At 73.6% G+C, this 24,817-nt stretch carries 24 protein-coding genes; 8 read left to right on the top strand and 16 right to left on the bottom strand.

Going from position 1 to position 24,817, the window contains the following annotated elements; all coding sequences use genetic code 11:
• The first annotated feature begins 8 nt into the window (after positions 1-8).
• From EDF34_RS10290 to EDF34_RS10280, 3 genes are read left to right on the top strand one after another with little or no spacing between them, the layout of a single operon-like run.
• Entirely contained in the window at positions 9-992 is a 984-nt protein-coding gene (locus EDF34_RS10290; RefSeq protein WP_123371362.1) for a quinone oxidoreductase, read from the top strand.
• Positions 989-1,759: a DsbA family oxidoreductase gene (locus EDF34_RS10285; RefSeq protein ID WP_233575311.1), complete on the top strand. Its 771-nt coding sequence runs from the start codon at positions 989-991 to the stop codon at positions 1,757-1,759. The genes EDF34_RS10290 and EDF34_RS10285 overlap by 4 nt, the downstream gene beginning before the upstream one ends.
• Positions 1,747-2,256 carry a GNAT family N-acetyltransferase gene (locus EDF34_RS10280; RefSeq protein WP_158615079.1) on the top strand — a complete coding sequence of 170 codons (510 nt, stop codon included), beginning with the start codon at positions 1,747-1,749 and terminating at the stop codon, positions 2,254-2,256. The genes EDF34_RS10285 and EDF34_RS10280 overlap by 13 nt, the downstream gene beginning before the upstream one ends.
• A gap of 1 nt (position 2,257) precedes the next feature.
• Here the strand turns inward: EDF34_RS10280 and EDF34_RS10275 are convergent, their stop codons facing one another.
• The 5 genes from EDF34_RS10275 to pheS form a co-directional block, all read right to left on the bottom strand.
• Positions 2,258-3,322: a LacI family DNA-binding transcriptional regulator gene (locus EDF34_RS10275; protein ID WP_233575310.1), complete on the bottom strand. Its 1,065-nt coding sequence runs from the start codon at positions 3,320-3,322 to the stop codon at positions 2,258-2,260.
• A gap of 74 nt (positions 3,323-3,396) precedes the next feature.
• The gene (locus tag EDF34_RS10270) at positions 3,397-3,615 is read right to left on the bottom strand and encodes a hypothetical protein (protein WP_148076611.1); all 219 of its coding nucleotides are present in this window, start codon (positions 3,613-3,615) and stop codon (positions 3,397-3,399) included.
• Between the two features lie 121 nt (positions 3,616-3,736).
• Positions 3,737-9,199 carry an ExeM/NucH family extracellular endonuclease gene (locus EDF34_RS10265; protein WP_233575309.1) on the bottom strand — a complete coding sequence of 1,821 codons (5,463 nt, stop codon included), beginning with the start codon at positions 9,197-9,199 and terminating at the stop codon, positions 3,737-3,739.
• A 205-nt stretch (positions 9,200-9,404) separates the two neighbouring features.
• On the bottom strand, positions 9,405-11,954 hold the full coding sequence (gene pheT / locus EDF34_RS10260; RefSeq protein WP_123371226.1) for a phenylalanine--tRNA ligase subunit beta: 2,550 nt from the start codon (positions 11,952-11,954) through the stop codon (positions 9,405-9,407).
• Positions 11,954-13,015, bottom strand: coding sequence for a phenylalanine--tRNA ligase subunit alpha (pheS, locus tag EDF34_RS10255; RefSeq protein ID WP_123371225.1), 1,062 nt, complete (start codon positions 13,013-13,015; stop codon positions 11,954-11,956). The genes pheT and pheS overlap by 1 nt, the downstream gene beginning before the upstream one ends.
• Positions 13,016-13,398: 383 nt before the next feature.
• Here pheS and EDF34_RS10250 point away from each other — a divergent pair, with 383 nt between their 5' ends.
• Positions 13,399-14,370, top strand: a complete 972-nt coding sequence (locus EDF34_RS10250; protein ID WP_370450044.1) for an LLM class flavin-dependent oxidoreductase — start codon at positions 13,399-13,401, stop codon at positions 14,368-14,370.
• On the opposite strand, the gene thpR is transcribed toward EDF34_RS10250, so the two are convergent.
• The 7 genes from thpR to EDF34_RS10215 all read right to left on the bottom strand — a co-directional run bounded on the left by thpR (position 14,339) and on the right by EDF34_RS10215 (position 19,102).
• Positions 14,339-14,992: an RNA 2',3'-cyclic phosphodiesterase gene (gene thpR / locus EDF34_RS10245; protein WP_123371224.1), complete on the bottom strand. Its 654-nt coding sequence runs from the start codon at positions 14,990-14,992 to the stop codon at positions 14,339-14,341. The genes EDF34_RS10250 and thpR overlap by 32 nt on opposite strands.
• A gap of 28 nt (positions 14,993-15,020) precedes the next feature.
• Positions 15,021-15,854 (bottom strand): RNA methyltransferase, encoded by an 834-nt coding sequence (locus tag EDF34_RS10240; protein ID WP_123371223.1) that lies wholly within the window; start codon positions 15,852-15,854, stop codon positions 15,021-15,023.
• On the bottom strand, positions 15,851-16,501 hold the full coding sequence (locus EDF34_RS10235) for a hypothetical protein (protein ID WP_123371222.1): 651 nt from the start codon (positions 16,499-16,501) through the stop codon (positions 15,851-15,853). The genes EDF34_RS10240 and EDF34_RS10235 overlap by 4 nt, the downstream gene beginning before the upstream one ends.
• An 88-nt stretch (positions 16,502-16,589) precedes the next feature.
• Positions 16,590-16,973 carry a 50S ribosomal protein L20 gene (rplT, locus tag EDF34_RS10230; RefSeq protein WP_118765680.1) on the bottom strand — a complete coding sequence of 128 codons (384 nt, stop codon included), beginning with the start codon at positions 16,971-16,973 and terminating at the stop codon, positions 16,590-16,592.
• Positions 16,974-17,033: 60 nt separating this feature from the next.
• A complete protein-coding gene (gene rpmI / locus EDF34_RS10225) occupies positions 17,034-17,228 on the bottom strand; it encodes a 50S ribosomal protein L35 (RefSeq protein WP_118765679.1) in 195 nt (64 codons plus the stop codon).
• A gap of 107 nt (positions 17,229-17,335) precedes the next feature.
• The gene (gene infC, locus EDF34_RS10220) at positions 17,336-18,472 is read right to left on the bottom strand and encodes a translation initiation factor IF-3 (protein ID WP_123371354.1); all 1,137 of its coding nucleotides are present in this window, start codon (positions 18,470-18,472) and stop codon (positions 17,336-17,338) included.
• 324 nt (positions 18,473-18,796) lie between these two features.
• Positions 18,797-19,102 (bottom strand): carboxymuconolactone decarboxylase family protein, encoded by a 306-nt coding sequence (locus EDF34_RS10215; protein ID WP_123371221.1) that lies wholly within the window; start codon positions 19,100-19,102, stop codon positions 18,797-18,799.
• Between the two features lie 93 nt (positions 19,103-19,195).
• Between EDF34_RS10215 and EDF34_RS10210 the strand changes: the two genes are divergently transcribed.
• Positions 19,196-19,555 carry a DUF1844 domain-containing protein gene (locus EDF34_RS10210; protein ID WP_123371220.1) on the top strand — a complete coding sequence of 120 codons (360 nt, stop codon included), beginning with the start codon at positions 19,196-19,198 and terminating at the stop codon, positions 19,553-19,555.
• Between the two features lie 3 nt (positions 19,556-19,558).
• Here the strand turns inward: EDF34_RS10210 and EDF34_RS10205 are convergent, their stop codons facing one another.
• Positions 19,559-20,770, bottom strand: a complete 1,212-nt coding sequence (locus EDF34_RS10205; RefSeq protein WP_233575308.1) for an MFS transporter — start codon at positions 20,768-20,770, stop codon at positions 19,559-19,561.
• 95 nt (positions 20,771-20,865) lie between these two features.
• On the opposite strand from EDF34_RS10205, the gene EDF34_RS10200 reads away from it, so the two are divergent.
• From EDF34_RS10200 to EDF34_RS10190, 3 genes are read left to right on the top strand one after another with little or no spacing between them, the layout of a single operon-like run.
• Positions 20,866-21,465, top strand: a complete 600-nt coding sequence (locus EDF34_RS10200) for a hypothetical protein (protein WP_233575307.1) — start codon at positions 20,866-20,868, stop codon at positions 21,463-21,465.
• Positions 21,462-22,172, top strand: a complete 711-nt coding sequence (locus EDF34_RS10195) for a S1C family serine protease (RefSeq protein ID WP_123371218.1) — start codon at positions 21,462-21,464, stop codon at positions 22,170-22,172. The genes EDF34_RS10200 and EDF34_RS10195 overlap by 4 nt, the downstream gene beginning before the upstream one ends.
• Positions 22,173-22,188: 16 nt before the next feature.
• On the top strand, positions 22,189-22,617 hold the full coding sequence (locus EDF34_RS10190) for a spore germination protein GerW family protein (protein WP_123371217.1): 429 nt from the start codon (positions 22,189-22,191) through the stop codon (positions 22,615-22,617).
• A 1-nt stretch (position 22,618) separates the two neighbouring features.
• Here EDF34_RS10190 and EDF34_RS10185 read toward each other — a convergent pair whose 3' ends face one another.
• Genes EDF34_RS10185 through hisH form a run of 3 tightly spaced genes read right to left on the bottom strand, consistent with a single transcriptional unit; the run spans position 22,619 to position 24,791 of the window.
• Positions 22,619-23,347, bottom strand: a complete 729-nt coding sequence (locus EDF34_RS10185) for an SseB family protein (protein WP_123371216.1) — start codon at positions 23,345-23,347, stop codon at positions 22,619-22,621.
• 2 nt (positions 23,348-23,349) lie between these two features.
• The gene (gene priA / locus EDF34_RS10180) at positions 23,350-24,102 is read right to left on the bottom strand and encodes a bifunctional 1-(5-phosphoribosyl)-5-((5-phosphoribosylamino)methylideneamino)imidazole-4-carboxamide isomerase/phosphoribosylanthranilate isomerase PriA (RefSeq protein WP_123371215.1); all 753 of its coding nucleotides are present in this window, start codon (positions 24,100-24,102) and stop codon (positions 23,350-23,352) included.
• A 38-nt stretch (positions 24,103-24,140) separates the two neighbouring features.
• The gene (gene hisH, locus EDF34_RS10175) at positions 24,141-24,791 is read right to left on the bottom strand and encodes an imidazole glycerol phosphate synthase subunit HisH (RefSeq protein WP_123371350.1); all 651 of its coding nucleotides are present in this window, start codon (positions 24,789-24,791) and stop codon (positions 24,141-24,143) included.
• Positions 24,792-24,817: the final 26 nt, after the last annotated feature.

Raw genomic sequence — 24,817 nt, 5'->3', positions numbered from 1 at the left:
CGGCTGACGTGCGCGCTGTCACCGCCTCCGCCCCCGGAGGCCCCGAGGTCCTGTCCGTCGTCGACTCGCCGGAGCCCGTCCCGGCTGCCGACGAGGTGCTCGTCCGGGTCGCTGCCGCGGGCGTGAACTTCATCGACACCTACCGCCGCTCGGGCACGTACCCGATGCCGTTCCCGCACGTCGTGGGGTCGGAGGGTGCGGGCATGGTCGAGGCCGTCGGCGCCGACGTCACGACCATCGCGGTCGGCGACCGCGTGGCGTGGTCCGCCGCCCCCGGTTCCTACGCGGAGCTCGTGGCCGTCAAGGCCGGCTCCGCACTGGTCGTCCCCCGGGGCGTGAGCGACCAGGTGGCCGCCGCCGTCCCGCTGCAGGGGATGACCGCCCACTACCTCGTGACCTCGTCCTACCGGGTCGAGCCTGGAGCGACCGTGCTGCTGCACGCCGGCGCCGGCGGGGTCGGCCTGCTGCTCACCCAGCTCGCCGTGGCGCACGGTGCCCGGGTGATCTCGACCGTCGGGTCGGCGGAGAAGGAGACGCTCGCGCGCCAGGCCGGCGCGGCCGAGGTCATCCGCTACCGCGAGCTGTCCGACCTCACCGCCGAGCTGCCCGCGATCGTCCGCGAGCTCACGGAGGGCCGCGGCGTCGACGCCGTCTACGACTCCGTGGGCCGCGACACCTTCGACGCGTCGCTGGCCTCGCTCTCGCGACGCGGCACGCTGGTGCTGTTCGGCGCCTCGTCCGGCCCCGTGCCGCCCGTCGACCCGCAGCGGCTCAACGGCGCCGGGTCCGTGTTCCTCACGCGCCCCAAGCTCGACGACCACGTCGCCGATCGCGACGAGCTGGACTGGAGGGCCGCCGAGGTGTTCGGCGCCGTCCTCGACGGTTCGCTCGACGTCCGCATCGGCGCCACCTACCCGCTGGCCGAAGCGGCCGACGCCCACCGCGCGCTCGAGTCGCGCTCCACGACCGGAAAGGTCCTGCTGATCCCGTGACGAACCTCCTGACAACTCCCTCCGCACTGGCCCCCGTCCGCACCCTGCAGGTCGAGGTGTGGTCCGACGTGGCGTGCCCGTGGTGCTACATCGGCAAGCGACGCTTCGCTGCCGCGCTGGCGGAGTTCCCCCACCGCGACCACGTCGAGGTGACCTGGCGCTCCTACCAGCTCTCCCCCGAGACGCCGGTCGGGCCCGGGCGTCCGGAGGCGCAGGCGCTGGCCGAGATGAAGGGCATCGCGCTCCCCCAGGTGCAGCAGATGTTCGCCCAGGTCACCGCGGTCGCCGCGGGCGTCGGCCTGGCCTACGACTTCGACCGGACGCTCACGTTCAACACCTTCGACGCGCACCGCCTGCTGCACCTCGCGGCACGCGTCGGCGGCAGCGAGCTCGTCGAGGCGACGATGGAGGCGCTGTTCTCGGCGCACTTCGAGCACGGCGCGGACCTCGGTCTGACCGCGGCCCTCGTCGACCTGGCTCACACGGCCGGGTTCGGCGAGCGCGGCTGGGACGACGACGAGGTCCTGGCGTTCCTCGACGGGGACGACGAGTCCGACGCTGTGCGGACCGACATCGCCGACGCCCGCGCCATCGGCGTGACCGGTGTGCCGTTCTTCGTCGTCGACCGCCGCGTCGCCGTCTCCGGTGCCCAGCCTGCAGAGGTCTTCACGCAGCTGCTCGAGACGAGCTGGCGCGACGCGAACCCGCTCGTCACCCTCGGCGCTTCGGACGCGCAGGCGTGCGTCGACGACTCGTGCGCGATCTGATGGACGCGCCCGTCCGTCTGCGCGTCATGCGCGAGTCCGACCTCGAGGCCGTCGCGGCGATGAACGACGCCGCCGCTCCCGCGGTCAACGTGCTGGGTGCCGACGGGATGGCGGAGCACCTGCCGCGGTGCTCGGCGGCGCTCGTCGCGCACGACTCGACCGGCGTCATCGGCTTCCTCATGGCCCTGTCCCCCGGCGCCGAGTACTCCAGCGAGAACTACCGGTGGTTCTCGACGAACGTGCCCGGCTCGCTGTACGTCGACCGGATCGTCGTCACGCCCTCCGCGAAGGCCCGCGGCGTGGGCCGGGCGCTGTACGCGGCGGCGAGCGAGCAGGCCCGGGTCCTCGGCCTGTCGCGCATCACGGCCGAGGTCAACCTCGACCCGCCGAACCCGGGCTCGTCGGCGTTCCACGCCCGGCTCGGGTTCGCGCGCGTCGGCGAGCAGGTCACCAAGGGCGGCTCCGTGCGGGTGGAGCTGCTGGCGCTGACGGTCTAGGTCAGGACGTCTCGGCAGGCGCCGGTCCCGTGCTCGCCCGCACGACGAGCTCGGTGGGCACGAGGACGTGCTCGGGACTGGTCGGCGCGCCGGACTCGCCCCTCGACCGCGCGATCGCGCGCGTCAGGGTCGTCGCGGCCGCATGGCCCTTCGCCGCGAGGTCCTGGCGGACCGTGGTGAGCTGCGGCTGCGCGTTGCGGGCGACGGCACTGTCGTCGTACCCGACGACCGAGAGGTCCTCGGGGACCCGCAGGCCCCGCTCGCGCGCGACCTGCTCGACGGTCCAGGCCACCAGGTCGGAGAAGCACAGCACGGCGGTGGGCCGGTCGGGCAGCGCCAGGAGCGTGCGGATGCCCTCGGCGGCGTCCTCCTCGTTGTTGTCCGTGATGTTCACCGCGGTGACCTCGGCGCCCGCCGGGCCCAGCGCGCTCATCCACCCGGCGACGCGCTCGCGCGAGACGTACCCGGTCCCGGCACCGGCCGGGTCGGGCGCGACGCCGGGCGGAAGGCCGAAGCCCGTCGTCAGGATGCCGATCCGGCGGTGCCCGAGGTCGAGCAGGTGCTGCGCGGCGGCGCGTGCCCCCGGACGGTCGTCGAGCAGCACGCTCGAGGCGCCCTCGACGGGGGCCTGGTCGACGAACACGAGCGGAAGCTTGCGGCGCAGGAGCCACGACACCGCGGCCTTGTCGCCCGCGCAGGCGTAGACGAGAGCGCCGTCCATGGGGATGTCGCGCGCCGGGATCATCGCGGCGGACCCCGAGCTGGGCAGCAGTGCCACGGCCAGCCCCGTCGGCGCGAGCTCCTCGGCGACCGCGCCGAAGAACGCCGCCGCGATGGGGTCCTGGAACGCGGTGCCGACCGACTCGGTGAGCAGCACTCCGACGGCCCCCGTGGTGCCGCGGGCCAGGACGCGAGCGGCGGGGTCGGGGCCGGCGTAGCCGAGCTCCTCGGCGGTCGCCAGCACTCGCTCGCGCAGCTCGGTCGAGAGCTGGTCGGGGCGCGAGAACGCGTTCGAGACCGTCATGCGACTCACGCCGACCTGGTCGGCGATCGTCTGCAACGTCACGCGCCCCACGGCGCCACCCTCGTTCGACCCATAGAGGTCAGGGTAGGCGCCCGCGAGGCGCGCGGCCGCCTCGCTCATGTCGCGGCGTGGCCCATGCCGCGCGGGGCGTCGTGCCGCACCGCCGTGGGTTCGACGGAGGTCGCGAGCCGGGCGAGCAGTCCGGCGACGGCCGACCGGATGCGGAAGGCGCGCGGTCGGCGCTGCTCGACCACGGGGGCGTCCGGCTCGGCGCTGTGCGCCGCGTGCACCGTGGAAGCGCGGGCCATCGCCAGGGCAAAGGGTGGTGCGTCCATGATCGTTCCCTCCTTGAGGCCTTCTGTACCGCTACAGTAGCGGTGCCGGCTTTACCGGTCAAGAGTAGGAGCGAAAGGACGCCCCACCCCGCACGGATGCTGGGTGGGGCGTCCCGGACGATCAGCGGACGGTGAGCTTGTGGCTCGCCTTCGCCGAGGTGTAGCTCGCACTGCCGGCGTAGGTCACCGTGACCGTTGCCGTCTTCTTCGCCTTCGGCAGCGTGATCGTGGCCTTGCCGCCCGAGAGCGCCGCGGTCCCGACGGTCGTGCCGCCGACCTTGACGGTCACCTTGCCCGACGGCTTCGGCGCACCCGGCTCACCCTTGACGGTGATCGTCAGGCTGACGCGAGCGCCCTGCTTGACCGACCACTTCGCGGTCGAGAGCTTCACGGCGGCGGCGGCCTTGGCGACCTTGAGCGTCGCCGTGCCCTTCGAGGTGTCCACCGTCGAGGAACCGAGGTAGACCGCCGTCAGGGTGTGCTTGCCGACCTTCAGGAACGACGGCAGCGTGACCTTGGCTGTCCCCTTGGTGCCCGTCGTCGACAGGACCGTCGTCAGGAGCACGGTCTTGCCGTCGCGGATCTCGACCTTGCCCTTGGGCGCGGAGGTCGAGCCGATGACCGTCACCGTGGCCTTGACCGGCGACCCGAAGGTCGTCGACGTCGGCTTGAGGGTGAGCGAGGTCGCGGACGTCGACTTCGCGATGGTCACCGAGACGACCGGCGACGTCGACCCCACGGACGTGGTGGTGCCAGTCGGCGTGAACACCGCCTTGAGGGCGTGCGTCCCCACCGCGAGCGAGGTCGTCGTGCTGGCCTTGCCGGACGTGACGGGCACGGTCTTGAGGACCTTCGCGCCGTCGTAGAACGTCACGGACCCGGCCACCGTCGCCGGCGACACCGTGGCGGTGAGCGTCTGCGTCTGCCCGACGCGCTTGCCACCCGAGACCGCGAGGGTCGTCGATGTGGCCTGCGCGATCGCGACCGTCACGGTGTTCGACGTCGAGCCGGAGAACGCCACGCTCGACGGCACGAACTCGGCCGTGAACGTGTGCTCCCCCGCGCCGAGCTCGTCGACCGTGGTGGTCGCCTCGCCGTCGGTGACCGCCACGTCCTGGGCGATGACCGTGGTGCCGTCACGGAAGGTGACGGTGCCGGCCGCGTCGGACGGGGCGACGGTCGCGGTGAGCGTGAGCTCGCCCGCGGTCGTCGGGGTGCCCGACGAGACCAGGTGCGTGCTCGTCTCGACCGCAGCCTTGGCCTCGACCGTGAGCGGGAGGGTCACCGTGGTGCCGCTCGGGGCGGCCACGAGCGTGAGCACGTGGTCACCCGCCGTGGTGGCCGCCGGGATCGTGACGGACACGGTGGCGTTGCCGTCCGTGACCGTCGCGGTCCCGATCGACGTGCCGTCCAGCTTCACGTCCAGGGACGTGTTGAGCGGCGCGCCGAGGCTGGTCAGGTTGAGCTTCGAGACCGTGGTCTCGAAGACCTCGCCGGCCGTGACGGTGTCCGGGAGGGCCGGGACGCCGACCGAGTGCCGGGCGAAGCTCGGTGCGAGCTTCTCGTGGTCTTGCAGGTAGGCGATCCAGCCGTCCCGGTCGATCAGACCCGAGTCCTTGGTGTCCGTGCCGCTGCTGAAGACCCGGAAGTTGTCCCCGCCCTGGGCGAGGAACGAGAACGTCCCGATCCGGTAGTCGGCGCTCGGGTCGAGCGGCTGCCCGTCCACGGTCACCGACGTGATGTGGTGCCCCTGCGCCGCCGTGGCGTCGTAGGTGTAGGCCACGTTGTCCGACAGGCCCAGCTGCAGGTACGGGCGCGAGGGGACGGTGCCGTCCGCGTTCGTCTGCCACTGCTGCTCGAGCATCGTGATCACCTGGGCGCCCGTGAGGGTGGTCGTCCAGAGGTTGTTGACGAACGGCAGGACGCCGTTCGCCTCGGCCGTCGTGACCACGCCGTCCGGGGCGTAGAACAGCTCGGCCCGCAGGCCGCCCGGGTTGACGACGCCGATCTGCGCGCCGCCGAGGGTCTCCGGCTCGAGCGTGTCCCGCAGCGCGTTCGCGACGAGGTTCCCCAGGCTGGACTCGTTCGCCCGGTCGTCGCGGGTGCCGCCGGTGTACTTGCCGTCGACATAGGTGCCGCCGCTGTACGCGGTGGTGATGTCCGCCGTGACCGAGCCGACCGGCACCGAGCCGACCGTGTTGGCGTAGGCGAGCGCGTTGTCGACGATCGTCTTGACCTGGGCGACGCGCGGGTAGGCGGCCACCAGGTCGGCGTCGGCCAGCATGGAACGGGCCACGTTCGACTGCGTGTGGGCCGTGACGTCACGCGTCGTCGGGTCGTACGTCAGCACGATCTTGCCGACGAACTCGCCGTAGGACCCGGTCTGCAGGATCGGCCGCGTCTTGCCGGCCTCGCCCGGGACGGGCGCCTCCCACGCGTACTGCTTGTGGGTGTGGCCGGTGAAGATCGCGTCGACCTTCGCCGACGTCTTGGTCACGATGTCGGCGAACGCTCCGCCGGCCGCGATCTCCTGGTCGAGCGAGGCGCCGTCGGGCGTACCCGCGCCGGCCCCCTCGTGGTACTCGGCGACGAGCACGTCGGCCTCGCCGTTCGAGTCGTCGCCGTCCGTCAGCTGGGCGGCCACGCGGTTCACCGCGGCGACCGGGTCGCCGAAGTCGAGGTCCGCGATCCCGCCGGGCGTCACGAGCGTGGGGGTCTCCTGCGTGATGGCGCCGATGACGCCGACGCGCACGCCGCCCATGTCGATGATCGTGTACTCGTCGAGAGCGGGGTTCGTGGTGCCCTTGTCGTAGACGTTGGCACCCAGGTAGTCCCAGTCGGCTGCGTCGCTGACGCGGTCGGTCAGGTCGGCGTAGCCCTTGTCGAACTCGTGGTTGCCGACCGCGGAGGCCTGCAGGTCGAGCGCGTTGAGCACGTCGATCGTCGGCTTGTCCTGCGCGGTCGCCGAGGCGAACAGCGACGCGCCGATGTTGTCGCCCGCGGACAGGAACGCGACCGGACCGGTGGCGTCCTTCCGGAGCTTCTCCACCGTGCCGGCGAACTTCACCGTGTTGGCGTCGATGCGCCCGTGGAAGTCGTTGATGTTCAGCAGGGTCAGGTCGACAGGGTCTGCCTTCGCCTTGAGCCCGACGACCACCGGGTCGTGGTCGGAGGAGCGGTACTCGTCGGGCGCGTAGTAGAGGGCGCCGTGGTAGTTGTACCGGCTGTACTCCAGCGCGATGGACTCCTCGGCGTTGATCTCCCAGATGTCCGCACCGGTGGCCCGCTCGAGCGCGGGACCGTTGAGCAGGACGTGGTCGAGCGAGCCGGACAGGCCGCTGAACGAGTACGAGTACTGGCCGTCGGCCAGGGTCGACGCCGCGTCGGTGTAACCCGCGTCGTACAGCACCTGCAGCGGGTCCTCGTGCGTGTAGGAGTTGAAGTCGCCGAGGAGCGCGACCGACTTCGTGTCGCCCTGGATCGTCGGGACCCAGTTCTTCAGCGCCGTGGCCTGGGCGATGCGCGACGCGTTGGACGCGCCCTGCCCGTCACCCGTGTCGGCGTCGCCCGCGAGCGGTCCTGCCGAGCCCTTGGACTTGAAGTGGTTGACGACGACGAGGAACGGCTCGCCGCCCCCGACCGGCGTGAAGGTCTGCGCGATCGGCTCGCGCGCGTTGCTGAACGCCGCGTCGCCCGAGCTGAGCGTGCCCAGCGCGTGCGAGGCACCCGTGCGCTCGACGGCGGCCTTGCGGTAGATGATCGCGTTGGTGATGACGTCCATCTGCGAGGCGGGCGGCAGGTCGGCCGACGAGGGGACGAACGCCCACACGTCGGAGCCGGCGGCCGCGTTGAGCGCGGCGACCAGCGTCGCGAGGGCCTCGTCGGCGTCGTTGTCGACGACCAGCGAGTTCTCGATCTCGAGCAGGCCCACGACGTCCGCGTCCAGGTCGTTGATCGCCGCGACGATCTTGGCCTGCTGCCGCGTCAGGTCGGCCGGGTCCCACGCCCCGCGGGGGTCGCACCCGGTGTTGACGGTCACGCCGTCACCCGCACGGTCCTTGTACGACGAGCAGCCCGAGGTGGTGGCACCGAGAGTCGTGAAGTAGTTCAGGACGTTGAACGAGGCGATCTTGAGGTCACCCCCGACGTTCTCGGGAGCATCCGTGCGGTCGTTCTCGAACGTCGCCGGCGAGCCCCCCGTGGAGACGGGGGCGGTCGGGTTGAGCTTCCACACGTCGTTGCGGTAGTCGACGATCACCGGCTGGGTGAACGTCGCCGCCGCGCCCACGCGGACCGGGTTCGTCAGAGAGATGTACGGCGGGACCAGGTTCTGGTTCGCCGCAGACAGGAAGTTGGTGGTCGCACCGTCGTCCAGGACGACGCCGCGCGCGGCGTTGTCGGCCTCGACGGCTGCTGCCGCGGGCGTGCCCGGGCGAGCGGCGTCGGTGGGCTGGATGAGCGGCTTGGTGCCGCTCGCCAGGCCGACCTCGCCGTACTGGTTCGTCGAGTACGTGTTCGAGATCGTCCAGTCACCGGTCGGGGCGAACAGCATCGACTCGAGCGCCTCGCGGCCGGCGGCCGTCGTCGGCCATGCACCCGTCGTCGGGGTGACCGCGGCGTCGTCGTCGATCGCCTTCAGGCCCGCGGCCGACGTGACCGTCAGCTCCGTGAGGCCGGCGAACTCGCTGACCGCACCGGTGACCTCGACGTGGTCGCCGATCGTCACGGAGGCGACCGTGCTCGGGGAGTAGACGAACAGCGCCTGGGACGCGGTCGCGTCGCCGAGCGGGCCGCCCGTGCTCTTCGTCTGGATGACGTAGCCGTTGATCCCGCCGGTCGGGTACGCCGCGGTGACGACGCCGTCCGTGGTGACCGTCTGGCCGACGAGCGGCGAGGCCGCGCCGGTGCCCTGGATCTCGGCGATCGTCTTCGGGGTGCCGGGAGTGGGGTCGGTCGGGTCGACGGGCGTCGAGCCACTGTTCTGCGGGGTGGGCGTACCCGTGGTGAAGTCCGCGCCGTTGTCCGCCGTGTTCACGTGCTGGGCGTTCCGGGAGGCCGAGTTCGTGGCCGAGGTCGCCGGGGTCGGCGCGGTACCAGCCTTGTCGTTGGCCGCCCCGAACCCGACGAAGTCGATGACGCTGGCCGCGGTCGAGCACGTGCTCCCGCAGGCCAGGGCGGTCGTGGCGTTCACGAGAGCGACCTTGCCCGCCGAAGCGCCCATGGCGATCGTGCCGACCGCGTCGGGAGTCGGCAGATCGACGGAGCCACCCGCACCGACCGCCTCGGCCACGAGGTAGTGGCTGTGCGCCGGGATCGACCCGGTCAGCGCGGTCGTCGCCCAGGACGTGCCGGAGGCCGATGCGTACTGCACCGACCACCCCGCCAGCGACACCGGGGAGGCACCGGGGTTGTACAGCTCGATGAAGTCCTGCTTGAGCGTGGCCCCGCCGTTCCCTCCCCCGCCGTACACCTCGTTGATGATCACGGGCGCTGAGGGCGAGACGGCGGCCGAGGCCGCCCCCGCCCCTGCGACCGAGCCGGCCAGCACCACGGCGAGAGCCGTGAGGCCCCCCACCGATCTCACAGCAGCACGCACGTCGGACAACTCCTTCGTCGGGAACGTCGAAGGCCGCGCGAGGCGGCCTGGGCAACCTTCGCCCGTTGTCCGTTTTGCCGCAACTACTCCCCGGTAACAATGGTGTGAACTCGTCCCACGACCCGTGAACCGTGGATGACGAAGGCCCCCGATCCGGACGGATCGGGGGCCTTCGTCGGTGCAGGTCAGCCGCTTACGCGCGCAGCGTGGCCCCGAACCGGCGGCTGGCCTCCGCGACGACGGCCTCGCGCACGGCGGCGGTCTCCGCGGCGGTCAGCGTGCGGTCGCCCGCGCGCAGCCGCAAGGAGAAGGCGAGCGACCTGTTGCCCTCGCCCACCTGCTCGCCCGTGTACACGTCGAACAGCCGCAGGTCCTCGAGCACGGCACCGGCCTCGCTCGCGTCGGCACCGATCCGGACGGCCTCGAGCACGTCGTGCGCGGGGACGTCGGAGGCCACGACGAGCGCGACGTCCTCCTTGGCGATCGGGAACGTCGAGAGCTCGCTCGCCTGCAGCGGCTCGTCCGGGGCCGCGGCGAGCAGCACGTCGAGGTCGACCTCGAAGGCGGCCGCCCGGGTGGGCAGGCCGTGCGCGGCGACGACGTTCGGGTGCAGCTCGCCGGCGTGCCCGACGAGCACCCCGTCGAGCGTCTCGAGACGCGCGCAGCGACCGGGGTGCCACGGCGCGTGGTCGTGGTCGGCGGTCACGACGACCGGCACCCCGACCACGCCCGCGACGAGCCGTGCGGCCGCGATCGCGTCGGTGTGGTCGACCCGGCGGCCGCTCCCCCACCAGCCGGCGGGCTCGCGCAGACCGGTGAGCACACCCGCGACGCGACGCGGCTGCGGGGGGACCGCCGCGGCGATCGCCGCGAGGTCCTCGTCGGACGGCCGGACGCCGCCGGGCAGCCGGGGCGCGGACGGCGCGCCCGGGACCGGCCGCGTGACGAGGCCGATCTCGAACAGCGCGAGGTCGCTCTCGCCGCGGTTGACGTTCCGCCTGGCCGTGTCCAGGAGCGTGACCAGCAGGTTCGTCCGCATGAACGGCTGCGCGTCGGACAGTGGGTTGAGCAGCCGGACGGCGTGCCGCCGGTCGTCGTCCGGCGCCAGGCCGAGCGCGTCCACCTGGTCCAGGCCGACGAACGGGTAGCTGAGCACCTCGACCAGGCCGGACTCGGCGAGCGCGCGGGCCACCGATCGCCGCGAGCGCTGCGCCTCGGTCAGCCCGCGGCCGGCGGGCGCCGACGGCAGGATCGACGGGATCGCGTCGTAGCCGCGCAGGCGTGCGACCTCCTCGACCAGGTCGACGCCGACGGTCAGGTCGGGACGCCACGACGGCGGGACCACGGTCAGCGGGTCCTCGCCCGTGACGGTGCACCCGATGGCTGTGAGCGTCTCGCGCACCTCGTCGGCCGTGTACGGCACGCCGACGAGTCGCGCCGGCAGGTCGACGTCGAGCGTGATGGCCTCGGGCGACGTCGTCGTGTCCAGATCGGTCACGGCCTCGTCGGCCTCGCCTCCGCCGTGCTCCGTGAGCAGCGCGACGACGCGGTCGACGGCCACCCGCGCGAGCTGCGGGTCGACGCCACGCTCGTACCTCTTGGCCGCCTCGGTGGGCAGCTTGTGGCGCCGGGCGGTCCTCGCGACGGTGATCGGGTCCCAGCGCGCGGCCTCGACCAGCACGTCGGTCGTCGTCGGGCCGACCTCGCTGTCGCCGCCACCCATCACGCCGGCGAGACCGATGATCCGCTCACCGCGCGCGGCGGGGCTGTCGGTGACGAGCAGGTCCTCGGGGTCGAGGGTGCGCACCACGTCGTCGAGCGTCCGCAGGGTCTCGCCCGGCTTCGCGCGGCGCACGACGATCGGCTCGGCGACCCGCGCCAGGTCGTAGGCGTGCAGCGGTTGGCCCAGGTCGAGCATCACGTAGTTCGTCGCGTCGACCGCGAGGTTGATCGCGCGCATGCCGGCCTGCTGCAGCCGGCGCTGCATCCACGTCGGCGACGGGTCGGTCGCCCGGACGCCGCGCACGACGCGCGCGACGAAGCGGTCCGCGCCGACGACGCCGTGGATGGGCGCCTGGTCGTCGATCTCGACGGTGAACCCCGCCGCGGGCGCGTCGGTCGGCACCGGCAGCGCCGGGTCGGTGAACGTCGCACCCGTGGAGTGGGCGTACTCGCGGGCGACGCCGCGCATCGAGAAGCAGTAGCCCCGGTCCGGGGTCACGTTGATCTCGAGGACCTCCTCGCCGAGCCCGAGCAGCTCGCGCGCGTCGGTGCCCACCGGGGCGTCGATGCCGATCGACGCCAGCACGATGATGCCGTCGTGGTCCTCGCCGAGGCCGAGCTCGCGCGCCGAGCAGATCATGCCGTCGGACACGTGACCGTAGGTCTTGCGCGATGCGATCGGGAACGGCCCGGGCAGGACCGCCCCGGGCAGCGCGACGACGACGCGGTCGCCCACGTCGAAGTTGTGCGCGCCGCACACGATGCCCCGAGGCATGCCGCCGGGCTCGTTGTGGTCAGGCCCGACGTCGACACGGCACCAGTTGATCGTCTTGCCGTTCTTCTGCGGCTCGGGAGTGCGCTCCACGACCTCGCCGACGACGAGCGGACCGCTCACCGCCGCCGCGTGGATGGCCTCCTCCTCGAGCCCCACCCGGACGAGGTCCGCGGCGAGCTGCTCGGCCGTGAGGCCGTCGGGCGTGGAGACGTGCTCGGCGAGCCACGTCAGGGGGATGCGAGGCATCAGATCACCGCCTGGAACTGGGTGGAGAAGCGGACGTCGCCCTCGACCATGTCGTGCATGTCAGCGATCCCGTGGCGCAGCATGAGCGTCCGCTCGATGCCCATGCCGAACGCGAAGCCGGAGTACACCTCGGGGTCGACGCCACACGCGCGCAGCACGTTCGGGTTGACCATGCCGCACCCGCCCCACTCGATCCAGCCGGCCCCGCCCTTCTTCTGCGGGAACCACAGGTCCATCTCGGCGGACGGCTCGGTGAACGGGAAGAACGCCGGGCGCAGGCGCGTGCGCGCCTCCGGACCGAAGATCGCGCGCGCGAAGTGGTCGAGCGTGCCCTTGAGGTTGGCCATCGTCAGGCCCTTGTCGACGGCCAGGCCCTCGATCTGGTGGAACACGGGCGTGTGCGTGGCGTCGAGCTCGTCGGTGCGGAACACCTTGCCCGGGCACGCGATGTAGACGGGCAGGTCGCGCTCGAGCAGCGTGCGTGCCTGGACCGGGCTGGTGTGCGTGCGCAGCACCAGTCCTGCTTCCTTCCCCGGCTCGCCCTCGACGAAGAACGTGTCCTGCATCTGCCGTGCCGGGTGGTCGACGCCGAAGTTGAGCGCGTCGAAGTTGAACCACTCCGACTCGAGCTCGGGGCCTTCGGCGATCTCCCAGCCCATCGACACGAAGATGTCGGCGACCCGCTCCTGCAGCGTCTCCAGGGGGTGGCGCGCGCCGCGCGGGTGGCGGTCGCTCGGGAGCGTGACGTCGAGGGTCTCCTCGACCAGGACGCGCGCGTCGCGCTCGGCCTCGAGCACGGTCTGGCGGGCGGCGAGCGCCTGCTGCACGCGGCCGCGGGCGGCGCCGAGCAGCTTGCCGGCCGTGCCCTTGTCGGCCGGCGCGAGCGCGCCGATGCCGCGGTTGGCCAGCGCGAGCGGGCTGCGCTCGCCGGTGTGCGCCAGGCGGGCGGACTTGAGCTCGTCGAGCGTGCGCGCGGCCTCGACCGCGGCGAGGGCGGCGTCGACGGCGGCGGCGATGCCGCTCTCGTCGAGCGGGGACAGCACAGGGGTGTCGTCGGACATCCGGACCTTCCAGGGAGGTGCTGGGCGACCCACGCCGGCGTTCGGCGGGCGGGGCCGTGGCCGGGCGCGCATGGAGCGGCCGACCAGCGGACGAGTCTATCGGCGCCCGCTCCGGGTCCGTTCCGTGGTCCACCGCCCGCGAGGGCGGTTCCGCACGTGCGCGTCAGACGTCAGTCGTCAGCAGAGCCCGGGAACGGGCCGGCTAAATCGGCGACCACTGCCGCCCAGGATGCGCATGACCCCGATCCTGCCATCGCTGTCGAGCCGATTCCACGCCGGACGGTGGCTCCCGCACGCTTCCGGGCCGGGTTGCGTGCGTGAACCACCGCTCGGAGCGGCGAGACTGAGGCGGGGCGGACGGGCCGCCGGGAAGCGAGGGTGACGTGAGCGGGACCGGGCCGAAGGACGACGCCGTCGGGGTCATGCTGCCGCGGGACCTGCCCGCCGGCCGCGTGCTCGAGTACGCACGGCGCGCGGAGGAGCTCGGGTTCGACGAGCTGTGGGTGGTCGAGGACCTCGGCTTCCGCGGCGGAGTCGCGCAGGCCGCAGCCGTGCTCGCCGTGACGTCCCGGATCCGCGTGGGCGTCGGCATCCTGCCCACCGCGGCCCGCAACGTCGCGTTCGCCGCGATGGAGGTCGCGAGCCTCGCCGAGCTGTTCCCCGGCCGCGTCGACGTCGGCGTCGGCCACGGCATGCCGCACTGGATGCGGTCCGTCGGCGCGTGGCCCGCGAGCCCGCTGACCCTCCTCGACGAGTACGTGAGCACGCTGCGCGCGTTGCTGCGCGGCGAGCGGGTCACGATCGACGGCCGGTACGTGCAGCTGACCGGCGTCGAGCTGGAGACGCGTCCCGACGTCGTCCCGCCGCTGCTCACCGGGGTGCGCGGGCCGCGCTCGCTGGCCGTCTCCGGTGCCGTGGCCGACGGGACGATCCTGGCTGAGCCGGTCACGCCGGAGTACGTCGCCTCCACGCTCGCGCACGTCGCCGCCGAGGGGCCCCACCGCCTGGTCGGCTACAACGTTGCGGCCGTGGGCGACGACTCCGAGGCGACCTTCGCCGCCGCGCGGGCCGGGCTCGAGTGGATCGGCGAGCCCGACTGGGCGCCGCACATCGCTCCCCTGCCGTTCGCGGCAGCGCTCGCCGAGCTCCGCGCCGCCAGCGCGAGCCGCGAGGCGTTCGTGGCAGCCATGCCCGACGAGTGGGTGTCGACCCTGGCCGTCGTCGGGCCCGCGGCGACCGCACGCGCCCGGATCGACGAGCTGCACGCCGCCGGGCTCGGCAGCGTGGTGCTCGTGCCCGTCGGGCCGGACCCGTTCGCGGCGCTCAGCTCGCTCGCGGCGGTCCTGCGAGGCTGATCCGCCCGACGGGTTCGTACAGCGGCCCGCCGCCGCGACCGGCACCAGGTCGGGACTCGACCAGCAGGAGCTCGTCGACCTGCCACGTCGGGCCGTCGTACACGGCGAGTGCGTGCACGAGGATCGCCGCCGCGTCCTCGTCGGCGCCCGGTCCTCGTCGGCCGGCCGGCGCGCTGGCCGACGACGAGCCCCGGCGGCGCGGAGGCCCGCTGCCCGGTCGCACGCGGGCGACGGTCAGGTGCGGCCGATCCCGCGCGCGCTGGTCGGGCCAGGCTCCCGCCGCCTCGCCGGCGTCGACGCACGCTGCCGTCAGCTGCCGCTGGGCGGTCACGTCACCGCCGACGCCCACCCACAGCGTGCGGTGGGCGAAGACGCCCGCGCCGTGCAGCCTGAGCGAGTACGGCTGCACGCCGGTGGCGAGCGCCGCGAGGTCGGCCGTCAGACCGGGCGCCGCGCCGTCGGGCAGGTCACCGTAGAACGCCGCGGTGAGGTGCCACGTCTCCCGCGCGGACCAGCGCAGCGCCGACGACAGCCCGGACGGCCCGCCCCGCACGGAGGCCAGCGCGATGTCGAGGTGGTCGAGCACCTCGTCGGGCGGCCACACGGCAGCGAAGAGCCTCATGCGCGCCACCCTGCCACCAGGGTCCGACTCACCGGTGGGCGCGGCTGCTCGCGTACAGGCACACGGTGGCCGCGGTCGCGAGGTTGAGCGACTCGGCACGTCCCCGCAGCGGCACGCGCACGACAGCGTCGGCGAGCGCGCGGTCCTCGTCGCGCAGCCCCCATGCCTCGTTGCCGAAGATCCATGCGGTCGGCGCGGCGAGGTCCGGCATCCCGTCCGGCGCCTGACCCACGACGTCGAGCAGGTCGTCGAGGTCGTGCTCCCCCGCGCCGTCGGCTGCCAGCACGGTCAGGCCAGCCGCACGCAGTGCCGCGACACCGCCCTTGAGGTCGATCCCGGTGGCGACCGGCAGGTGGAACAGCGACCCTGCCGTCGAGCGGACCACCTTGGGGTTGTGGATGTCCACGCTCTCGGGCGTCAGCAGCGCGGCGTCGGCCCCGGACGCATCCGCGGCGCGGATCACGGCGCCGGCGTTCCCAGGGTCACGCACGTTCGACAGCACGGCGACGAGCCGCGGCGGCCCGGCCAGCACCTCGCCGAGCGAGCTGTCGAGCAGGTCGACGACGGCGATCATCTGCTGGGCGTCCGGGCTCATCGCGTCCAGCACCTCCGGCGAGCCCCGGTGCACCCGGATCCCTCGCGCGGCGGCGGCCTTGACGATGTCCGCGTACCGGGCCGTCGCCGTCGCGGTCACGTACAGGTCGTGGACCGCCAGCTCCGTGGCGGCCACCGCCTCACGCACCGCCTGCGGCCCCTCGACGAGGAACCGCCCGGCCCGCTGGCGCGCCGATCGACCGGCCAGGGCCTTGACGGCCTTGACCCGCTCGGCGCGGAGGTTGTCGAGGTACGGGGTTTCGCTCACGGGGACATGATCCCCCGTCCGAGCCTGGTCGCCTCGACCACCTCGGACAGGTCGGTCCAGAACGGCACGCGCGCCGCGCTCCTGGCGTCGGCGTCGGACGGGTTGAGGTCCATCGAGAACTCGCGGCCGATGAACTCCACGAGGCTACGGCCGGACACGAGCACCTCGCTCCGGTGCACCGACAGCACGGGAAGGGTCGGCAGAGGATCATCCGCCGGGAGGTACCGCTGCCCGAACAGCGGGACGAGCACGGGCACGCCGGCCAGCTCGTCGCGGGCGACGGCCTCTCGCTCGGCCAGGTCGGTCGGCCGTGGCCCCCAGCGGGCGGGCCAGAGGTCGTGCTCGAGCACGTCCGCGACCACGCCATCGACGGGCAGCCGCAGCCGCGCCCGCAGGACGCGCGCCGAGCCCGACCGCCAGCTCGGCCACTGCGGTCCTCGCGGGAGACCCAGCGCGAGGAACGCCCGGTGCACGGGGGCGAAGCGGAAGCCGAAGCGCTCCTCGACGGCTTCCCGCTCGTCTGCCGTGAGGCCAGGCCCGACCGGCTCGCCGGCGTGAGTCAGCAGCTCGTGCGCCTCCTCCGCGACCTCCCATGCCGACCGAGGGACGCGGATCTGCTCGCCCGGCCGCCGTCGTCGCAGGGTCATCTCACGGACGCTAGCGGGTACGACGAAGTCCCCGGGTCGGAACGACCCGGGGACTTCGGAAAGCCGTCACCTCACGAGGAGGCGGAGATCACGCAGCCTTCGGCGCGTTGACGTCGGCCGGCAGGGCCTTCTTCGCGACGGCGACGAGGGCGTTGAACGCCACCGCGTCCGTCACGGCGAGGTCGGCGAGGACGCGACGGTCCACCTCGACGCCCGCGAGCTTGAGGCCCTGGATGAGGCGGTTGTACGTCAGGCCCTGCGCACGCGAGGCCGCGTTGATGCGCTGGATCCACAGACGACGGAAGTCGCCCTTGCGCGCCTTGCGGTCGCGGTAGGCGTAGACGAGGGAGTGGGTGACCTGCTCCTTCGCCTTGCGGTAGAGGCGCGAGCGCTGCCCGCGGTAACCACTGGCGCGCTCGAGAGTTGCCCGGCGCTTCTTGTGGGCGTTGACCGCCCGCTTCACGCGTGCCACGTGATGCTCCTTGCTGGTCTAGGGCTCAGGTGCCCCGGGGGCGCTTGCGCGCCCGCCGGATCACTTACCGAGCAGCTTCTTGATCTTGGGGGTGTCGGCGGCGGAGACGACCACGTCGCCGGCGATGCGGCGGGTCTGGCGGCTCGACTTGTGCTCCAGCAGGTGGCGGCCGCCGGCCTGCTCGCGCATGACCTTGCCGGTCCCGGTGACCCGGAAGCGCTTCTTGGCACCGGAGTGCGTCTTGTTCTTCGGCATGGCTGCCGTGTCTCCTTGTCGTTCGCATCGCACGGGCTCGTACGACTCGTCTGGTGCGGGCCGGCCGAATGAGTCGGCCCGTCCGTGGTTCTGGCAAGCAGTGCTGGTCAGGCTGTGGGGTCCGAAGGGGTCGCGCGGGGCTTCGGAGCCGGTCGCGGTGCGGGCTTGGTGGCCGTGGTGGCCGCCGGGCGCGCTGCCGCGGGACGGGGGGCGGCCGGTCGCGGAGCGGCCGGTCGGGGCGTGGCTGCCGGGCGCGGCGCGGGTGCCGGAGCCGCCTTGGGCTCAGCGGCCTTGGCCGGTGCGGCCGGCGCGGCAGGTGCGGCCTTCGGGGCGGCGGCCCGGGGAGCAGCAGCCTTGGGGGCCGCGGCCTTCGGAGCAGCCTTCGGTGCGGGAGCAGCCTTCGGTGCGGGAGCCGCCTTCGGGGCAGGTGCCTCGACCGGCTCGGGCGCCGACTCGGCGACGACCTCGACGGGCGTCTCCTCGACGACGGGCTCCGCGGGAGCCTCGGCGGCCGGCGTCTCGACCGCGGGGGTCTCGACGGCGGGTGCCTCGGCAGCAGGCGCATCGACGGGAGCAGGCGCGGCGGGCTCGTCGGCCGGAGCGTCGTCGCCCTGGGCTGCCTTGGCGGCGGCCTTCGCGGCGTTCTCCTCACGGGCAGCGGCGGCCTGGGCGGCGCGGCGCTGCTCGAGCTTCTGGTCGGCCTTCTTGTGCGTCGGCCCCAGCACCATGACCATGTTGCGGCCATCCTGCTTGGGCATGCTCTCGATGAAGCCCAGCTCGGTCACGTCGTCGGCGAGGCGCTGCAGCAGCCGCACGCCCATCTCCGGGCGCGACTGCTCGCGGCCACGGAACATGATCATGACCTTGACCTTGTCGCCGGCCTTGAGGAACCGCTCGACGTGGCCCTTCTTGGTGCCGTAGTCGTGCGGGTCGATCTTCAGCCGGAAACGAATCTCCTTGAGGACCGTGTTGGTCTGGTTGCGCCGTGCCTCACGCGCCTTCATGTCGGCTTCGTACTTGTACTTGCCGTAGTCCATGATCTTGCAGACGGGCGGGCGGGCGTCAGGTGCGACCTCGACCAGGTCGAGGTCTGCGTCCTGCGCCAGGCGCAGTGCGTCTTCCACGCGGACGATGCCGACCTGCTCGCCGTTGGGGCCGACCAGGCGGACCTCGGCTACGCGGATCCGATCGTTGATGCGGGGCTCGCTGATGTGGTGCTCCTCGGTTGTCGTCTCGGGTGACATCGCAGGAACGAAGAAGGCCTCCGTCGTGCGATCGCACGAGCGGAGGCCTGGTCGTCCGAGCGGGACGACCCCGAGGTCGGCCACACGTTCTCGTCGGCGGGCCGACGAGCCGGACTGGAACCCGGTCCCGGTTGAGCGGCTGTGCCGCGCGGTCGGTACCCAGGTGGGATGGACTCCGCTTGTGCATCCGGTCCCCCGCACCCACCTACCCGAAGGCGTGAAGGCGTGCGAGACCGAATCAGTCGAGTGAAAGGTTACCAGAGGATCGCTGGCCAGCCGACGGGACGTGCCTCACACCGACCCGCACCCCGCGCGCACCGCAGGTCACGCGTCGTAGGCCTCCAGGGCGACCGGCAGGGCGGAGACCACCCCGTTGCCCACGGCTGGCAGCCCGACGAGCACCGCCGAGACGACCTCCTCGCGCGTCGCGCCCAGCTCGCGCAGCCGCTGCACGTGGAACGGGAGGCCGGAGTGCAGGCCCGTCGCCGCGAGCACCGCGACGTAGGCGAGTTCGTCCGTGCGCTCGTCGAGCGTGCTGGCCCCTGCGAGCGAGCGCACGGCGGTCATCCAGGCCGTGTGGTGCGCGGGGGCCTGCGTGGCGAACGTCTGGAACGCGGTGCTGACCGACATGGTGCCTCCTGAGCTGGACGGGCCGACGTGCACGACCGTAGGACCGGTCGGCTCCGCGCGAGGGGGACCTTCGGCCGGTGGGAGAATCGAGGCATGAGCGAGCCCGCAGACCCGACCGCAGCCACCTCCGCCACCCGTGACATCGCGGACGTCGCCGCCGTCGAGGTCATCACCACGGCAGCCGTCCACCTCATGAGCGCCGCCGCCGTCAAGTGCGGCCTGTCCGTCGACGAGGGCGACGGCAGCGAGTACCTGGACCTGGACGAGGCCCGCAAGCTCATCACGGCGCTCGCCGCGCTGGTCACCGCGTCGGCTCCCGACATCGGCAACCAGCACGCCCGCTCGCTGCGCGACGGGCTGCGCTCGCTGCAGCTGGCGTTCCGCGAGGCGTCCGCGTTCCCCGACGCCCCCGGCGAGGGGCCCGGCGAGAAGTACACGGGCTCGGTGGTCTGACCCCTACGCGTCGACGAGTGCTGGCGCGTCAGCAGCACGGCCGGCGCGCCGGCGCCGGGTCAGGCGCAGGGTCGCGAGACCGCCGAGCGCCACCCCGCCTCCGACGACTCCCGCGGCCAGGAAGCCGGCGCCCGGGTGCGTGCGGTCGATGACGAAGCCGACGACGGGCGCGCCCAGCGCGTTGCCGACGGTCGACATGGTCCCGCTCCAGCCCATCACCTCGCCGCGACGCCCCTCCTCCACCAGCGAGACGAGCGTCGCGTTGATCGCCGACAGCGCCGGGGCGCACGGCAGGCCGGCGAGGACGACGGCGAGCGCGAGCCACAGCGGCGCGGGCGCGAACGCCGCCGGCACGGTGGCCAGCCCCAGGACGGCGACGAGGACGAGCGGCGGCACCGCGCGCTTGCTCGCGCCGTAGACGAGGCCGCCGACGACCGAGCCGCCGGCCCACAGCGCGATCATCCAGCCGACGTCGCCGGCCCGGTCGACCTCGTTGAGGGCGGCGACGAGCGCGACGTCCGTCCCGACGAGCACGAAGCTCGCGGCGAGGCCGGCCAGCAGCACGACGAGCAGCGGCGGCGTGAGCAGGCGGGTGCGCACGACCTCGGTGGCCGGCGCACCGGCCTGGGTCGGGACCTGCGAGCGCGTCGGCGGGTTCGCCCACATGAGCAGGACTCCCGCGGCCACGGTGATGCAGCCGACCACGGTCAGCGCAGCCGTCGTCGAGACCTGCGTGGCCAGCACGACGCCGAGCACGGGCGCGAGCATGAACGTCAGCTCGACGCAGACCGAGTCGAGCGCGAAGGCGGAACGCTGCAGGGGGAAGGGCACGAGCACCGACAGCGACTGGCGGGTCACGGAGAAGACGGGCACCAGGAAGAGACCGGCGACGAACGACGCCGCGATGAGCGCCTCGTAGCCGAGGTGCGGCGCGGTCAGCCACACGGCCGACTCGACGACGATCGACGGTGCGATCGCCCGCCGCAGCCCGACGCGGTCGACGAGCCGTCCTCGCCACGGGGCGCCGATCGCGGCCCCGACGGTCGCAGCCCCGGCGACGAGGCCCGCCTGCGCGTAGCCACGGTCCAGGGTGGTGACGACGTGCAGCGTCAGGACCACGCCGACCATCGACGCGGGCATCCGTGCGACGAATCCGACCAGGTAGAGCCGGGCGACGCCGGGCAGGCGCAGCACGGGTCCGTAGGTCGAGAGCATGGGCTCCATTCTCCCCGGCGCGCGCGGGCTCCTCGACGTGATCTCCGTCGCCCTGCCCGGGTCCCGGCCTCGGCGCGCCGCCCTATCCTGGGCCGGTGCTGTCCCCCGAGGAGCCACCCGCCGCCGAGGCCGACCCCGGCGCGGAGCCGGTCGAGCCGGCGGCCCGCCGCCGCGGGCGCGCCGCACCGGCCGTGATCGCCGTGCTGGCCGTCCTGCTCGTCGCCGCGATCGTCGTCGGGGCCGTGCTCGTGACCCGCCTGCAGGCACGCAACGACGAGTGGCAGGCCGCGAGCGCGAGCTGGGAGGCGCTCGCGAAGGACGCGGGCGAGCAGGCCGCGAGCGCGCAGGCCGCCGCGGCCCAGGCCGAGGCGGACCTCGCGACCACGAAGAAGCAGCTGGCGACGGCGAAGAAGCGCATCACCGCGCTGGCCGACGAGAAGGCCGAGCTCGCCGACTCCGACGCGAGCCGCCAGCAGCTCGCCGCCTACCAGTCGCGCGTGTCGGCGGCGGCCGGTGACGTCGCGGCCGCGCTGACCCGGTGCGTCGACAGCCAGCAGCAGCTCATCACCTACCTCGACGACGCCGACAGCTACGACGCCGCCGACCTGGCGCGGTATCGCGACGACGTGTCGAGCGTGTGCGGCGCGGCGACGGACGCCAACGACGCGCTTCAGCGCGCGCTGGACGCGGGATGAGGCGGGGGGCCGCCGCGCTCCTGCTCGTCGGCGTGCTCGCGGCGTGCGGCGTGGTCCCGGACCCGCCGCCCCCGGTGCCGACGTCCGTCGTCCCACCGGTCGCCTCGGCCACCACGGCGGCCGACGACTCCCCCGACGGGTTCGACACCGCGCACCGCATCGCCCTGCGGCTGCGCGCGGTCGACTGCGACGGTCTGGCCACCGGCTCGGGCTTCGCGATCGACGCCCACACCCTGGTCACCGCGCGGCACGTGGTCGACGAGTCGTCGTCGGTGCAGGTCAGCACGTACGACGGGCACGACGTCGTCACGACGACCGCCGAGATCGCGCGCGACGCCGACCTCGCGATCGTCCGGACCCGCGACGCGCTGCCCGCGGCGCCCGAGCTCGCGGACGCCGACCCGGCCGTCGGCGACCGGGTCACGGTCGTCGGCTACCCCCTCGGCAAGGCGCTGAGCGTCACGACCGGGCACGTCACCCGGGGGCGCGACGACCCGCTGCACGAGAACGCGGCGCCGGTCCTGGTGACCGACGCGCCCGTGGAGCCCGGCTCGTCGGGCTCCCCCGTCCTGGACGACGACGGCCACGTGGTGGGCGTCGTCTATGCCAAGGGGCAGGACGACACGACGTACTTCGTGCCTGTGAGCACGTTGCGGTCCATGCTGGACGACGGGGACGCGCTCGTCCCCGCACCCGGCTGCAGCTGACCACCCGGAGGACACGATGACCGACAACCCGCGCTTCGACGCCGCCCACCTGACCAACGCCGTGAGCGACACCGTCACCGTCCGCCGCGTGTTCGGCGAGGCGTACGAGTCGAACGGCTCGACTGTGATCCCCGTGGCCCGGGTGTGGGCCGCGACGGGCATGGGCCTGGGCGACGGCGAGGGAGGCCTGCCGACCTACCGGGCCGCCGCCGAGGACGGTGGCGTCGGTGGCGGGCACGGCGGCGGGCACGGGGGCGGCGGCGGGTACGGCGTGCACGTCAAGGCCGTCGGCGTCTACGTGATCGACGACGCCGGGGTGCACTGGCAGCCGTCGCTCGACGTCAACCGCGTGATCCTCGGCGGTCAGGCCGCGGCCGCGGCCGTGCTCTCGGCCGGCGCGATCGCCTGGGCGATCCGCGGGATCGCGCAGAGCTTCCGCAAGTAGGTCAGGCGGCGCGCAGCCGCAGCTCGAGGCCGTCGACGCGGTTCGCGATCGTGTCGTCGGCCGCGAGCGCGCCGTTGACGCGCGCGAGGACGGCATCGAGGCCGGCACGGTCCAGGCCCGCCACGAGCGTGACCACGACGGCGACCTCCGCACGCGCGCCGGGCACCGCGTCGGTCGCGACGACCTCCGGGATCGGCGCGAGCGCCGCGGCGACCGCGGAGCGGACCTCGTCGTCCACCGCGCCGTCCACGACGGCCGGGCGCCAGGCCTGCTCCTGCGCGAGCGCCCAGACCGCGGGCCGGGGCACGAGCACGGTCACGGGGCCGCCCGGATCGACGACCATGACCTCCCACCCCTCCTGCACCGCGGACAGCGCCGCGCGCGCCACGCCCGAGGGCACCGGGCGCGCGGCGGGTCGCCACAGCCCCAGGCTCGCGACGCTCGTGAACACGGGCAGTGCGGTGCGGCCGTCGGGCGCCTGCAGCGCGACGATCCCGGCCGAGGCCTCCTTGTCGACCGTGTGCTCGTGCCCGTCGTGGACGACGACGTCCGCGACCTCGAGCTCGGCGACCACGGGGACGAGCACGCGCGTCCCGGCGAGCGCGGCGACGACCCCGGCGACCGAGCCGGTGCCCTGCGCGTAGCCGTCCAGGGCTGCGGCGAGCGCGGGGTCGGCGGTCCCGTCGTCGCCCGCGAACGGGGACGACGGCGGCAGCTCGCGACCGGCCACGGTCAGGGCCGTCCGGCCACGTCCAGCGCCTCGGGCAGCGTGAACGCTCCCGCGTAGAGCGCCTTGCCGACGATGGTGCCCTCGACGCCGATCGGCACGAGGGTGCGCAGCACGCGCAGGTCGTCCAGGCTCGAGATGCCGCCGGAGGCGACGACCGGCGCGTCGGTGCGGGCGCAGACCTCGCGCAGCAGCTCGACGTTGGGGCCGCGCAGGGTGCCGTCCTTGGTCACGTCGGTCACCACGTAGCGCGAGCAGCCGGCCTCCTCGAGGCGCGCGAGCACGTCCCACAGGTCGCCGCCCTCCTGCGTCCAGCCGCGCGCGGCCAGCGTGGTGCCGCGCACGTCCAGGCCGACCGCGACCTGCTCGCGGTGCGCCTCGATGACGCGGGCGGTCCAGTCGGGGTTCTCCAGCGCCGCGGTGCCGAGGTTGACGCGCGTGGCCCCCATGGCGATCGCACGCTCGAGCGAGGCGTCGTCGCGGATGCCGCCCGAGAGCTCGATCTTGACGCCCTTGCCGGCGAGCTCGGCGGTGACCTCGGCCAGCAGCCCCGCGTTGGAGCCGCGGCCGAAGGCGGCGTCGAGGTCGACGAGGTGGATCCACTCGGCACCGCCCTCGTACCAGTCGAGCGCGGCGGCGAGCGGGTCGCCGTACCCGGTCTCGGAGCCGGCCTCGCCCTGGACCAGGCGCACGGCCTGCCCGTCGGCGACGTCGACGGCGGGCAGCAGCTCGAGGCGCGCCTCGGTGGTGGTGCTCATGGCTGGTGGTGCTCCGTTCATCGGATCCGGCGAGGGACTCAGCGCAGGGAGGCGACCCAGTTGGTCAGCAGCTGCGCGCCGGCGTCGCCGGACTTCTCGGGGTGGAACTGGGTCGCGGACAGCGGGCCGTTCTCGACCGCGGCGACGAACGGGCCGCCGTGGTCCGCCCACGTGACCAGCGGGCGGTTGATCGGCGAGTCGGTGGGGATGTCGTCGGTCAGGGGGAACGAGCGCGCCGCGTAGGAGTGCACGAAGTAGAAGCGCTCGTCGGCGATGCCGTCGAACAGCGTGGAGCCCTGCGGCGCCTCGACGGTCGCCCAGCCCATGTGCGGGACGATCGGCGCGTCCAGACGGTCCACGACGCCCGGCCACTCCCCCAGGCCCTCGGCGCGCTCGCCGTGCTCGACGCCCTCGGCGAACATCACCTGCATGCCGACGCAGATCCCCAGCACCGGGCGGCCGCCCGCCAGCCGTCGGTCGACGACCTGGTGCCCGTCGACGCCCTGCAGACCGGACATGACCGCCGCGAAGGCCCCGACCCCGGGGACGACGAGCCCGTCGGCCTCGGCCGCGGCGCGCTTGTCGGCCGTGAGCTCGACCTGGGCGCCCACCCGCTCGAGCGCGCGCACGGCGGAGCGGACGTTGCCGAAGCCGTAGTCGAGGACGACGACGCGCGCGGGGGTGCTCACGCGGCCCAGGTTACCGGCGGGCGCCC

Source organism: Cellulomonas sp. PhB150 (assembly GCF_003755175.1).
In the GTDB taxonomy this organism is placed as follows: Bacteria; Actinomycetota; Actinomycetes; order Actinomycetales; family Cellulomonadaceae; genus Cellulomonas.
This window is presented reverse-complemented; position numbering and strand designations above follow the sequence as displayed.